The 12,483-nt window shown below is 45.3% G+C and carries 9 protein-coding genes and 1 pseudogene; 8 read left to right on the top strand and 2 right to left on the bottom strand.

What is annotated here, in order from left to right:
• From LDL35_RS09790 to LDL35_RS09775, 4 genes are all read left to right on the top strand, one after another.
• The coding region (locus LDL35_RS09790) for a type I restriction enzyme endonuclease domain-containing protein (protein WP_304022158.1) at positions 1-2,005 on the top strand (2,005 nt) is incomplete at its 5' end.
• A gap of 152 nt (positions 2,006-2,157) precedes the next feature.
• Positions 2,158-3,834, top strand: a complete 1,677-nt coding sequence (locus tag LDL35_RS09785) for an AIPR family protein (protein ID WP_304022157.1) — start codon at positions 2,158-2,160, stop codon at positions 3,832-3,834.
• A gap of 516 nt (positions 3,835-4,350) precedes the next feature.
• Complete coding sequence (locus LDL35_RS09780; RefSeq protein WP_304022156.1) at positions 4,351-4,515, top strand: type II toxin-antitoxin system HicB family antitoxin; 165 nt, start codon at positions 4,351-4,353, stop codon at positions 4,513-4,515.
• Positions 4,516-4,766: 251 nt separating this feature from the next.
• On the top strand, positions 4,767-4,952 hold the full coding sequence (locus LDL35_RS09775; protein WP_304022155.1) for a hypothetical protein: 186 nt from the start codon (positions 4,767-4,769) through the stop codon (positions 4,950-4,952).
• 32 nt (positions 4,953-4,984) lie between these two features.
• On the opposite strand, the gene LDL35_RS09770 is transcribed toward LDL35_RS09775, so the two are convergent.
• Positions 4,985-5,941 (bottom strand): hypothetical protein, encoded by a 957-nt coding sequence (locus LDL35_RS09770; RefSeq protein ID WP_304022154.1) that lies wholly within the window; start codon positions 5,939-5,941, stop codon positions 4,985-4,987.
• Entirely contained in the window at positions 5,934-6,173 is a 240-nt protein-coding gene (locus LDL35_RS09765; RefSeq protein WP_304022153.1) for a hypothetical protein, read from the bottom strand. Before LDL35_RS09765 ends, LDL35_RS09770 begins: the two co-directional genes overlap by 8 nt.
• Before the next feature lie 101 nt (positions 6,174-6,274).
• On the opposite strand from LDL35_RS09765, the gene LDL35_RS09760 reads away from it, so the two are divergent.
• The 4 genes and pseudogenes from LDL35_RS09760 to LDL35_RS09745 all read left to right on the top strand — a co-directional run.
• Positions 6,275-9,415 carry a DEAD/DEAH box helicase gene (locus LDL35_RS09760; RefSeq protein ID WP_304022152.1) on the top strand — a complete coding sequence of 1,047 codons (3,141 nt, stop codon included), beginning with the start codon at positions 6,275-6,277 and terminating at the stop codon, positions 9,413-9,415.
• Positions 9,412-10,305, top strand: coding sequence for a hypothetical protein (locus LDL35_RS09755; protein ID WP_304022151.1), 894 nt, complete (start codon positions 9,412-9,414; stop codon positions 10,303-10,305). The genes LDL35_RS09760 and LDL35_RS09755 overlap by 4 nt, the downstream gene beginning before the upstream one ends.
• Positions 10,306-10,620: 315 nt before the next feature.
• Positions 10,621-11,865: an ATP-binding protein gene (locus tag LDL35_RS09750; protein ID WP_304022150.1), complete on the top strand. Its 1,245-nt coding sequence runs from the start codon at positions 10,621-10,623 to the stop codon at positions 11,863-11,865.
• 327 nt (positions 11,866-12,192) lie between these two features.
• A pseudogene (locus tag LDL35_RS09745) lies at positions 12,193-12,483 on the top strand (alpha/beta hydrolase); the annotation flags it as partial.

Genomic DNA, 12,483 nt, shown 5'->3' with positions numbered 1-12,483 from the left:
CATGAGAAATGCTCTTCCCAATGCCAGTTTCATCGGATTTACCGGAACTCCGCTCTTTAAAGATGACGAGATCACAAAACGGGTGTTTGGTGATTATGTCTCCACCTATGACTTTCAGCGGGCCGTTGAAGACGGAGCCACCGTTCCCCTTTATTACGACGCACGGGGAGAGAAACTGGGTATCTCAACAACTGACTTAAACGACCAGATACTCAAGAAAATCGAAGAGATCTCAAAGTCTGATGAACCCGATTTTGATGACATCAATGTCCAGCAGCGGATAGAAAACGAGCTGAAACGGGATTATCATATCATCACCGCTGAAAAGAGACTCAGGCAGGTAGCCCATGACCTTGTTGAGCATTACTCAACCGGATGGGAATCTGGCAAAGCAATGCTCGTCTGTATCGACAAGGTAACCTGTGTCAGAATGCACAAACTCCTCAAAAAATGCTGGCAGAACCGGATAGACCTGCTCAGATCCGAAGTAAAACATGCGGCAGACGAACAGGAAGAACTCTTCAGAAAAAGGCAGATCGCCTGGATGGAAGAGACAGAGATAGTCGTCGTCATCAGCGAGGAGCAGAACGAAGTTGAGAAGTTCAGGAAATGGGGACTTGAAGAAGAGATAAAAGAGCACCGTCAGCTCATCAGGGAAGGATTTGCCCTTGAGGACGGGAAACGGATAGACCTTGAATCAGCGTTTAAAAAACCGGAACATCCATTCCGGATAGCAATCGTCTGTGCTATGTGGCTGACCGGTTTTGATGTTCCTAGTCTCTCAACCCTGTACCTTGATAAACCACTCAAGGCCCATACTCTCATGCAGGCCATAGCACGGGCCAACCGGGTAGCAGAAGGGAAGAATAACGGTCTTGTTGTCGATTATTGCGGGATACTCAAGAACCTTCGAAAAGCCCTTGCAACCTTTGCAGGAACCGGTGATAACGGGAGAGGGGGAGACGGAGGAGAAAATGATCCGACCAGACCGGAAGAAGAGCTCCTTGCCGACCTTGTGGAAGCAATCGGATTTGTAAAAAGTTTCCTCGCAGCCGGGAATGCGTCCCTTGATCATATCATCACAAAGACCGGATTTGAGCGGAATGCTGCCATCGTTGCAGCCAAGGAAGTCGCAAACAAAAATGACCAGACCAGAAAGCGGTTTGAAGTGATGTGCCGGGAAGTCTTCAAGAAATTCAAGGCATGTATCACGATAGATGGAGTGAATGATCACCGGCAGGAGTATGATGCCATCAATATCATCTACAAAAGCCTGCAGGATGACCGACAACAGGCAGATATCACCTATATCATCCGGGAACTGCACAAAGTCGTTGATGATGCAATTGACATTCAGCCAGACCCGAAACAGGAACCAGGCAAAATCTATGATATCAGTAAGATAGACTTTTATCGGCTGAACCAGGAGTTTGCCAAGAGCACCTCAAAGCACACCACGGTTCAGATGCTTAAAGATGTCATTGAGAAGAAGGTAGAATGGCTCCTCTCACAAAACCCGCTCCGGACCGATTTTCAGAAACATTATGAAGAGATCATTGATGAATACAACAATGAAAAGGATCGGGTAACCATTGAGGAGACCTGGAACCGACTTCTCAAATTTATCCAGGATCTGGATGATGAATCCCACCGGGCTATCAGGGAAGAACTTGATGAAGAATCACTTGCTATCTATGATCTTCTTCGAAAAGAAAAGCTGACACCCGGAGAGATTAAGCGGATAAAGAAGGTCTCGGTAGAACTTTTAAAGACACTCAAGGCAGAAAAACTCAGGATTGATCACTGGAGAGAGAAGGAGTCTACCCGTGATTCGGTCCTGGTATCAATCCGAAACTACCTCTATAGTGAAGATACCGGCCTTCCGGTGGAGTCATACACCGATGAAGAGGTGGAGAAGAAAGCAGAGATTGTATATGAACATGTCTACCGGGTATATCCGGAGATCCCGTCACCCTATTATGGACACGAACAGTATGAGTTGTGAGACCAGATTCTGGAGAATTTTTAATGATTGCAGATATCGTAAACGGGAACGGGATAGGCAAAGAAAAAAGATATGCAATAGAAGAGCCATATTGAACCATACCGATACAAGACTCGTTAAGATAATTAACTGAACAACGGGAAGAACACTCAATGAATATAAATATCCAAATCATCGATCAGCGACTCAATAAGATCTCTGAACAGATTCAGGAACAGGCGAAAGAAGAGTTGGGGATTACTGATGAGACCCGCTTGAAATCCTTAAGCTTTGTCTATCTTACCGTCAAGACCATCCTGGATCTGACCGATGAAGAGACCTTTGACTGTCTGACTGAAGGTTCCGGGGATTTTGGCGTTGATGCAATCCACCTTTCAGAAGAGTGTGACCAGGAGATAACCGTCACCCTGTTTCAGGGAAAATATAAGCAAAACCTAGAGGGAACCTCCAATTTCCCGGAAGAAGGGATAAATAAACTCATCCGGGCAATCTGGGCGCTCTTTGATCCCTCAACACCCCTTGATTTCTTAAACCCACGATTATCCACAAAGGTTGAGGAGATCAGGTCTCTTATCCGGGATGGATATATCCCACGGATTCGGGCAATCGCATGTAATAATGGAAAGATATGGAATGATATCGCTCACCAGGAGATCCAAAGGGCAGATCTAGGGGACCAGGCGGTATTTGAACATGTCAATCATGATAGGCTGGTCGCGATTCTGCAGGCAGCAAAACCGGTACATGATACCCTTCAATTCACCGGAAAGGCTCTGGTTGAAGATTTCAATTTTTCTCGGGTACTGGTCGGACGAATGGCGGTGTATGAGATATATTCGCTTATCGAACGCCATGGAGAGAGACTCCTTGAAAGAAATATCCGCCGGTATCTGGGGCTTACAGGAAACCGGGTGAATGAGGCCATACGAGATACCTTACTCTCTGAAGACCGAGGAAATTTTTACTTTTACAATAACGGGATCACCCTGACCTGTGATAAATTTCTCTATAACGCATTTCAGAGCGGTGATTTCCCGGTAAAGGTTGAAAATCTGCAGATAATCAACGGAGGACAGACCTGCATGACCATATATAAAACACTCATGCAGGCATCTCCTGACACAATCCCTCAGGATGCTTTTGTATTAGTCAGACTGTACCAGTTACCAAGTGAGAATGAGGATCTTGTCCGGCAGATAACCTATGCCACAAACAGCCAGAACCCGGTAGACCTTAGAGATCTGAAGGCAAATGACACGATTCAGCGTCAGTTGGAGATGGATATACAAGAACTCGGTTATACCTATAGAAGAAAGAGAACCGATTCACCCTTAAAACCAACCGATATTTCCTCTGGAACAGCAGCTGAAGCAATTCTGGCGGTATGGAGAAAAAAGCCACATCAGGCAAAATATTTTGTCAGGGAACACTTTGGGAGATTATATGATCAGATATTCAGAGATGACATCAATGGTGCTCAAACCATCATTGCTGCACTCATCTACCGTATTCCTGAAGCAAAACGACGGAAATTAACCGACCAGGATCCCCCGTTCCTGCGATATGCATCAGCTTTTATTGCGATGCAGATGGGAAAATATCTTTTAAGAGATGTGGGATGCCCTGTTTATAGTCTGACTCATCAGAATTTTTCCAGGGCAAAACAGTTACTCGACGAGAAAGGCTCTGAATATCTGAAGAGAAGTGTCGTGTCGATTGATACTGCATTGAAAATGCTCTATGGAACTACTGATATTTCACTTCAACAACTCGCTGCTACCTTTCGAAGAGGGGACCTGATAGAGATACTGGACCGTCTTGAAGAGTGATGCAGTAGGAAGGAAGGCGAAATACTCATACCCCATACAAAGAGATAATCCGGAACTATTGTGGATTCCCAGATGCATTCGGCCCGGCAGAAATTGAAAATATCCTCATTGGTCAGATATGCCAAGAGTTTTATACGTTCGGCGAAATGCCTCTCTTAAAACCTTATCCGTGTGAGCAAATGAAGGAATAAACCCCTTTTCATTCCATTTCGTCTCGCAAAAGATCCGAATGCTATCGGGTGACATTTTCATCATAATCTCATTTTTTTTAAGACTCTGGAATGACGATACATTGAAGGGGGTTTTTTATCTCTCTTCTCCCTCTGGAAACATGCCCATAAGTACCCCTTTTTTGGTCCTCATTTTGACCTGAATGGTGCTCCCTATAAGTCCGGGAACGGTATTTTTTTCCAGCAGGTGAAGAAGTATTTCGCATAAATGTATTGCCTTATTGTATAGGAAGTAAGATAATAGGTATTTTCCTTACATTGCATAAGTTGGATACTGACAGAAACTATGAACAGATATAAATTTTCAGTCATTATTGAGAAGGACGAAGATGGCTACTATGCCTTTGTTCCGGAACTGAAGGGATGTTACTCTCAAGGGAGCTCATATGAAGAGGTTTATGAACGGATACAGGATGCTATCAGGCTCTATGTAAAAGACCAGATCGCATGAGCAGCCGGTCTCTATTTAAGTATACATGTTTTACCAGGGATAATGACGTTCTCATCGATAAATTACACCGAATCAATACAGACAGACCCAACATTTTTTAATAATATATTCACTTCTAACCAGACAAATTATCACAGATTTATCAAACGAATACAAATTTTCGGTATCATTATCGAGCATGAATCCTCTCAAAGAAAAAACAGTTATTTTGATAAAATAATAGGTATAATCGAAAAAGAGAGATGTAAATCATGTCTGCTGATGTTTACAGGAGTAATTTTTCAGACAAGGACATTCTTGTCAGGGTTGAACGTAAACTTGATCATATCATAGAAATCCTTGAAGATAAAACGATATCAATCGAGGAGGAAAAACTCATCTGGAAGACTGATAATCTCATGAAGGAGAAAAAATTAGATGAGTTTGTCCCATTATGATCTAGAGAGTAGTATATATCATCAAATATTATTCACATATCATCAATAATTCTTTTCCCCTCAAGAACTGCCAGAACCTGAATGAACCTTCGTTTTTTTGCATGCTCAGTCTTCAGATGGAGTATGTACTCCTCGAATTCAGCGGATTTGCCGGATTTTTGAGAGGCCGCCTTCCCTTTCATAAGAAAACTGACAGCAACCACATATAACTCAGGATTTTTCAGGTTGATTAAGGTTTCAGCAAGTCGTTTCCAAATCATTATAGCCGGCTCAGGATTTTTCTTCACAATAGCATCCGCTATACGATCATCCAGACAATCTCTTGGATTGTTGATGACTCTTCTGGGATTCGGATTATACCACAGGAATGCCTCCTTTGGATCATTCCCGTTGATAGCCATCTCAAGGAGGAGATCCCGTGCCGGATAGTTTACCTGTGCATATCTCCTGTCCAATGAAACCCCGGTTTCAGGGAGGATGCCAGGGATGATACTCCCTTCTTCTGAAGAGTTAGGTGGGATCCCATCTTTCAGAAAGGCATGAATATACGGCCTGATAGAATCGGAAACACCTGCTTTTTCTGCTGAAGCCATCATATTTTTATAATGATACAGGGATGAATTACGCATAAAAATTTCACTATCAAGAGCGGTGATCATGAGCCAGTCGCCAGACCCTTCATATATCGTTCGCAATGTTTCGAAAAGCTGTATTGGTTCATAAGGACTGAACCGCTCCTTATAAACAGATTTCTTTATCCACTCAATCGCTTCCGTTTTTCTGTTTAACTGTAAAAGTAACGATATGAAGGGAAGATCCCGGTCCTGTTCCTCAGCAAGACGGCGTGCAAATTCTATCGCCTTATCACCTCTTCCTGACCGCTTAAGGGCCATCTCTATCCAGTCAGCATAATTCAGCAGGTCACCTTCTGAAGAGGACCCTCCATCCTCTCTTTCTCCTTTGTTCTTCCCAAGAAGACTGTCAGCCATGTTTGCAGTCTGACCTCACCGGACAGGTACATCTCGAGGAGAGACCTTCTGATACTGATACCACCGTATGATACTCTAGGGTCCCTTCAACCGACCCGCAGATTATATCGTCAGAGATCTGATATACGCTTGATACATGTCCGGATCTCTGATATGATCTCCCTCGTGAAGCGGTCTGTTGTCCGACCCATGAGTTCAGATCCTGATAGGAGAGATCCCTGAACGGTTTCATGAGAGAGATCTCCTCTGGAGCATATCAACGGATGGATCGATATGATCAATCCCATTATGTGAGCAGAAGGTGACCATGTATGCACAATTGAGGAGCCCTGAGTGACCGCAAAACGACCTGTACCAATCCAGCTTGAAGAGAAAACACCTGTTCCTTCACTTCCCGTCCTTCATGCCCTGATTTACCCGTCAATTGAAGGGGTGGCGATATGTGCCGAATATATAACTGATAAACCTGAATCGGTCAGGAAAAAAGGCTACGCAAAGGATAAACCGGGCGAATATCCATACTCCCTTGATCATACCGCTCTTAAAACCCTCATAGAGACCAGTTTTGGAGCATATGATGACCTGAAGGCTACCAGATGGATTATCTATCTCCCGGCTGATGAAACGGTCCCTCCTTCTGCTCAATTCTCATCAAAAAAGGGGCCATCACCAAAGGAGAAAAAACTCCCCCTTGTTCCGATGTATATCCCCGTTCTTCTCTGTCCGTATGAAACCTTTTTTCAGATCTGGAGAGCCGCTCAAAATACTGACAAACAATACATTCCAGGCGATTCCTTCCAGCACATCTCCATTCTGATTGAGAGCACCGTTCGGCTCATACAGAACGGACGGTTCAAACCATCTGCAGAACGGACCTTTGCCGGGTATCATGCCCAATGGGTACCTGCCCTTTCTCCATATGATATGGCATGGGTATCAGATTTTTCAAGCCGGATGCCACCGGTCTGCAGGTATGCTATCCCCCGGGTCGCAAAAGATCCCTACATTTATAAACCGGCGGTCAGGGTAGAGAAACTTATCGTTGAGATGATGCGGGTAATCATCCGTTCTGCCCTTGCCGGATATACACTGAAAGAAGAGACAGAACCATTTTTTGAACCATCAGAAAATGAGATGCAGTTCATGACTGACCTCATCTGGGTAACTGATCCTGCAAAGGACAAGGGATTTGAGAGAAACTTCTCACGGACGATGCAGGACTGGCTGACCTTCTCCAGTTCAGGACGGTTTGCACCCTTTGAGTTCTGCATGATCATCACAGATCCCCCGAAAGGACAGACAGAACCCTGGGATTTTACCCTCTCCGTCAGATCAGAGGCAGAACCATCTCTTCTCATCCCGGCGGAAATAATCTGGGAATTACCTGATCCCCAGAGCGGGCTCTTCCCGCAGGCAGCCTATCTCAAACACATCCTCCTTGCCGGTATCGGACTTTTAACCTCATCATCATCGGTATTATGGCGTCACCTGTCCGGAACGAAACCCACCGGAGGAAGCATGACCCTGAAAGAGGCTGCAACATTTCTGGGTTCTGACCTTGCACGAGCCAGGAGGAAGGGAGTAACGGTGCTTCTGCCAGACTGGTGGACTGATACAACCTATACACCACGGGTTGAAATCCATGCACAACGGCGGAATCCTTCCCATACGCAGACACGGATAGGCCTGCAGGAACTCCTGTCTTTTGATTACCGGATTGCAATCGGTGATACGTCATTTTCACCGGATGAGTTCTGGGAAAAGGTGAAAGAAAAGGCTCCCTTTATCTGGCTTGGAGACCGGTGGATATCCTTCAATCCGGATGCGATACAGCATGCCCTCGATTCTTTCACCAGACATCAGAGCAAAGGAGGGGATACAACAGGAGATCTGCTCCGGCTCTCCCTGAAGAAAATGGAGGATTCAGAGGTTCCGGTATCGATTCATGCAAAAGATGACTGGGTTGCTGATCTTCTGGACTTTTTCAGGACCGAGACAAACCAGGCAGTTCCTGTTCCGAAGAAATTTAAAGGGAAACTCAGGCCATACCAGAAAGAGGGGTTTTCCTTCCTCTGTCAATGTACCAGGAGGGGCTTTGGAGCCTGCCTTGCTGATGATATGGGACTTGGAAAAACACCCCAGACCCTTGCATGGCTCCTCTATCTCAAGGAGAAAGAAAAACCCACGAATCCTGCCCTTCTTATCTGCCCGATGTCGGTTGTCGGAAACTGGGAACGCGAGATACAGCGGTTTGCCCCTTCGCTTTGTTCATGGGTGCATCATGGGACTGACCGGTGCAAAGGCGATGAATTTGTGAAGCATGTCGGTTCATATGACCTGGTCCTGACCACCTATCATCTGGCAGCACGGGACTTGGACCACCTCAAAACCGTTTCCTGGTCGGCGATCATTCTTGACGAGGCACAAAATATCAAGAATCTTCATGCAAACCAGACCGTAGCAGTGAAATCACTCTCCGGAGAAAGACGGGTTGCTCTGACCGGAACCCCGGTTGAGAACAGGTTACTTGAGCTCTGGTCGATCATGGACTTTTTAAACCCTGGATACCTTGGCTCACAGAGTGCATTTACGAACCGGTATTCCCGCCCGATAGAGCAGGAAAAAGATGCGGAGCGGATACAGGAATTACGGTCCCTCATTCGTCCGTTCCTGCTCAGGCGGATGAAGACAGACACGCATGTTATCGCTGATCTTCCGGAAAAGATGGAGAATAGAGTATATTGCACCCTCACCCCCGAACAGGCGACCTTATACCAGGCGGTTGTGCTGGACATGGCAAAGAACCTTGATAACGTGGAGGGGATTGCCAGGAAAGGAGCAATTCTTGCTGCGATAACACGACTGAAACAGATCTGTAACCATCCGGGGCGTGTTGGCAGGGATAAAACCATAAAAGCCGAACGGTCAGGGAAGGTAAGCCGGCTGCTTGAGATGATTGAGGAGATATCATCCGAAGGGGACTCGGCACTCATTTTCAGTCAGTATGCAACATTCGCTGAGGAACTGGCAGGGATGATAGAAAAACAGGGAGATACACCGGTTCTTCTCCTGACCGGGTCAACACCCCGGAAAAAACGAGAACAGATGATTGAGGAGTTTCAGGCCTCAACTACTCCGATTGTCTTTGTTATCTCTCTCAAAGCCGGGGGAACGGGTCTGAACCTGACAAAAGCGACTCATGTGTTTCATGTAGACCGGTGGTGGAATCCGGCGGTTGAAGACCAGGCAACTGACCGGACATATCGGATTGGACAGAAGAGAAATGTCCAGGTTCACCTGATGATAACCGCCGGAACCCTTGAAGAACGGATAGATCTGATGAACCAGGAGAAACGGACGCTTGCAAAGGAAGTGCTTGCACACGGTGATGAGTATCTGACAAATCTCTCAACAAAAGAGCTTTTGGAGATTGTATCCCTTCGTGACAGTCTCTTTAGCGGGGAGGAAGCATGAGGAGACGGAAGAACCGGTGGTGGATCAATTCCATCCACGATGTTCCTGAAGATAGAAAAATTACGCTGAAAGCACAGGACGGCCCGGTTGGGAAGTCATGGTATGCACGGGATTTTGTCAGGGCTATGGAGGCTGTTGCTGAAAAGAAACGGCTTGCCCGTGGGCTTGACTGTGCACGGAAAAATGAGGCTGCCAGACTGGTATTCAGGCCGGGGCTGATTCGGATCGGGATCAGTTGTTCAGGGTATACGATCCGCGATGTGGACTTATCAGTAACCCAGTTCAGACAATCTGAATGGGATACACTGATAAAGACGATTGCTGCAGATGCATCTCTGTCCGGTGCACTGGTATCCGGGGAATTCTCAGAACACTTCGTTGATGAACTCCGGCGTGTTGGTATATACCTCCTTCCCTCGGATGAACAGGGATTTTACTGCTATTGCAACTGTGGGGACCATCATGATTTCTGTATTCATAAGATCGCCGCACGGTATTTTATTGCAGAGGCTCTGGATGATGATCCCTGGAATCTTCTGTATATCAGGGGAAAGAGCAGGGATGATGTGTTGAATGCGGTACGGCAGGTCAAGTCTGTTCAAGCAGAGATGATGAGCAGAGGTCCCGGGACCCCGGTATCCGGATTTATTCCTTCAGGGATTAAACTCCCTGACATGGCCGCCCCTACCGGTTTTTTCACCTGTGAAGGGGAGGGGCCGCTTGTCCCAATCCAAAAGGAGTCGGTAAAGATCAATCCTATCAAGCTGCTTGGGAAATCTCCCTATTATTTTGGGAGAGAAAACATGGCAGATGCGGTTACAGAACTCTATCCCTCTATCTTTTCATATGCAGACTCAATTCTTCCCGATGAAAAGAGGGAGAAGGAATGAACGCTCTCTTCCCTATACCTTCCCGTACAGAGTTCCGGATGAACAGATTATTTGTGTGGTGTGATACCCAATCAGAAGAGGCCACCATTCCCCCGTGTAGGTGGGGACATTCGGAAAAAGAGGGACTTATGTTCGATGGATGAGAAAGGGTTGCCTCAGGTGAAACTACATGAGAAGGTCCCTCTCACTCAATCGATGGTTGTTTTCGCAGTACGACCACACCATTACCCGGTACAATAGTATATAGCCAACAAAGAGTTGACATAACTATTATTACTAATAAACGAAAAAGAGATTTTTGTTTATTGGTAATTTATGATCCCCCATCACACACTAAAAGAAGTCATTGCAGATCAACTGAAACGATTTACGAATCAGGATCCAGGTATACCCCGGAGGATCGATCCTGCACAATACCGTAACAAGGATAGGATTGTCGTCATATCGGGAGTCAGAAGGTCTGGCAAATCCACTTTCCTGAAACAATTATCTCTTGGATTTCCCTCATTCTTATATCTGAATGCTGATGATGACCGGTTCATCGGTGTTACTCCAGAGGATCTTGCATCCCTCCTTTTCATCTGGGAGGAATTATATCCCGGAGTAAGAACTGTCTTTTTTGATGAGATACAGAACATCCCCGGATGGGAACGGGTCGTAAGAAGGATGCATGACGAGAGATACCGGATTTTCCTGACCGGATCGAATGCACAGATGCTCAGTAGTGAACTTGGAACCCATCTTACCGGGAGATATGTTCGGATTGAACTATTCCCTTTTGGATTTGATGAGTACTGCACATTTCATCAATTCTCGTGGAATCCATCCGGCATTCATACCACCAGTGAATCTGCTGCTGCTCTCCGGCTTTTCTCACAGTACATTGATGATGGCGGATTTCCAGAATATCTAAAAGACCCGGATCCTGAGATCCTGCAAAGAACCTTTGATGATATTTTATTCCGTGATGTTATTGCCAGATATGGGATTCGTGAAGTCAAATCATTCCGCTTATTATGCAGATATTTATATACAAATTTGACGAGAGAAGCAAGCCTTACCTCTCTGGCTTCTGTCGTTCAGATGAAAAGTCCTGTTTCCTTAAAAAACTGGATAGGATACCTGGAAGACACCTATCTTATCGGAACTCTCTCTCCCTTTGAATATTCAATGAAAAAACAACTCTCAAGAAACCAAAAATATTACGGAATCGATACCGCTCTCCGAAACGCTGTCGCTTTCAGGTTTTCAGATGACCACGGCCTTCTCCTTGAAAATATTGTATGGCTGGAACTTCGCCGGAGAGGATATGAATTATACTGGCTGAAAGGAGAGAATGAATGCGATTTTATCGTAATTGAACAGGGAAAAGTGAGTATGGCGATCCAGGTATGCTGGGACCTGTCCGATGAAAACCGGGAACGAGAATTCGGTGGCCTTATGGAGGCATGTGCCATGTTTCCCGGATCAACGGGATATCTGCTCACACTCCACCAGGAAGAAGCACCGACAGGGGGGATTCGGGTCATGCCAGTCTGGAAGTGGATCCTGGAATGTTAGCTATTCACGATACATGAATCAACAAATCGAAGCAAATTCAGGATCCCATATAAGCAAGGAGATTTTCTCCGGTCTGGGTTATTGCATAATATTTATGTAACGGACCATAGGATTCTTTGGAATTATTCTCCTTACATTGAAGCAGGTTAAGCTGGGTCAGGTGATCAATATACTTGTGATATATTGAATAATCTTCATTTTCATAGTATTTGTTTATTTGTTTATCGTTCTGAAACAAATCAATACAATAGGGTATTGACAGAATTTGGTTTCATACATCCGAATGTCAGAGAGTTGAAGTTGTTTCAGGGGTAATTATTATCACAAATGAAAAAAGAGTATTTTAAAATTAACAATATCCCGGCGATATTATGGGGAGAAAAAAGCAAAAAACTATTCATCGCCGTTCATGGGAACCTGTCGCATAAGGAAGATACCGTCATCGAACTTCTCGCAGATGAAGCTATTGGAAAAGGATATCAGGTATTAAGCTTTGATCTGCCGGAACATGGAGATCGGAAAGGAGAAGATACTCTGTGTAAGGTGCAGCATTGTGTCCATGATCTCATAGAGATCGGGAAATATGCAGAGGAGCACTGGAATGAGTTATCCCTTTTT

Source organism: Methanospirillum hungatei (genome assembly GCF_020216685.1).
Classification (GTDB): Archaea; Halobacteriota; Methanomicrobia; order Methanomicrobiales; family Methanospirillaceae; genus Methanospirillum; species Methanospirillum hungatei_B.
The sequence above is the reverse complement of the archived record's forward strand: the minus strand, read 5'-3'. Positions and strand labels throughout refer to the sequence as shown.

Bases quoted from the DNA above. Each gene is read 5' to 3' on its own strand.
- LDL35_RS09785 (WP_304022157.1), top strand. From the start codon at position 2,158: ATGAATATAAATATCCAAATCATCGATCAGCGACTCAATAAGATCTCT.
- LDL35_RS09780 (WP_304022156.1), top strand. From the start codon at position 4,351: ATGAACAGATATAAATTTTCAGTCATTATTGAGAAGGACGAAGATGGC.
- LDL35_RS09775 (WP_304022155.1), top strand. From the start codon at position 4,767: ATGTCTGCTGATGTTTACAGGAGTAATTTTTCAGACAAGGACATTCTT.
- LDL35_RS09770 (WP_304022154.1), bottom strand. From the start codon at position 5,941: ATGGCTGACAGTCTTCTTGGGAAGAACAAAGGAGAAAGAGAGGATGGA.
- LDL35_RS09765 (WP_304022153.1), bottom strand. From the start codon at position 6,173: ATGAAACCGTTCAGGGATCTCTCCTATCAGGATCTGAACTCATGGGTC.
- LDL35_RS09755 (WP_304022151.1), top strand. From the start codon at position 9,412: ATGAGGAGACGGAAGAACCGGTGGTGGATCAATTCCATCCACGATGTT.
- LDL35_RS09750 (WP_304022150.1), top strand. From the start codon at position 10,621: ATGATCCCCCATCACACACTAAAAGAAGTCATTGCAGATCAACTGAAA.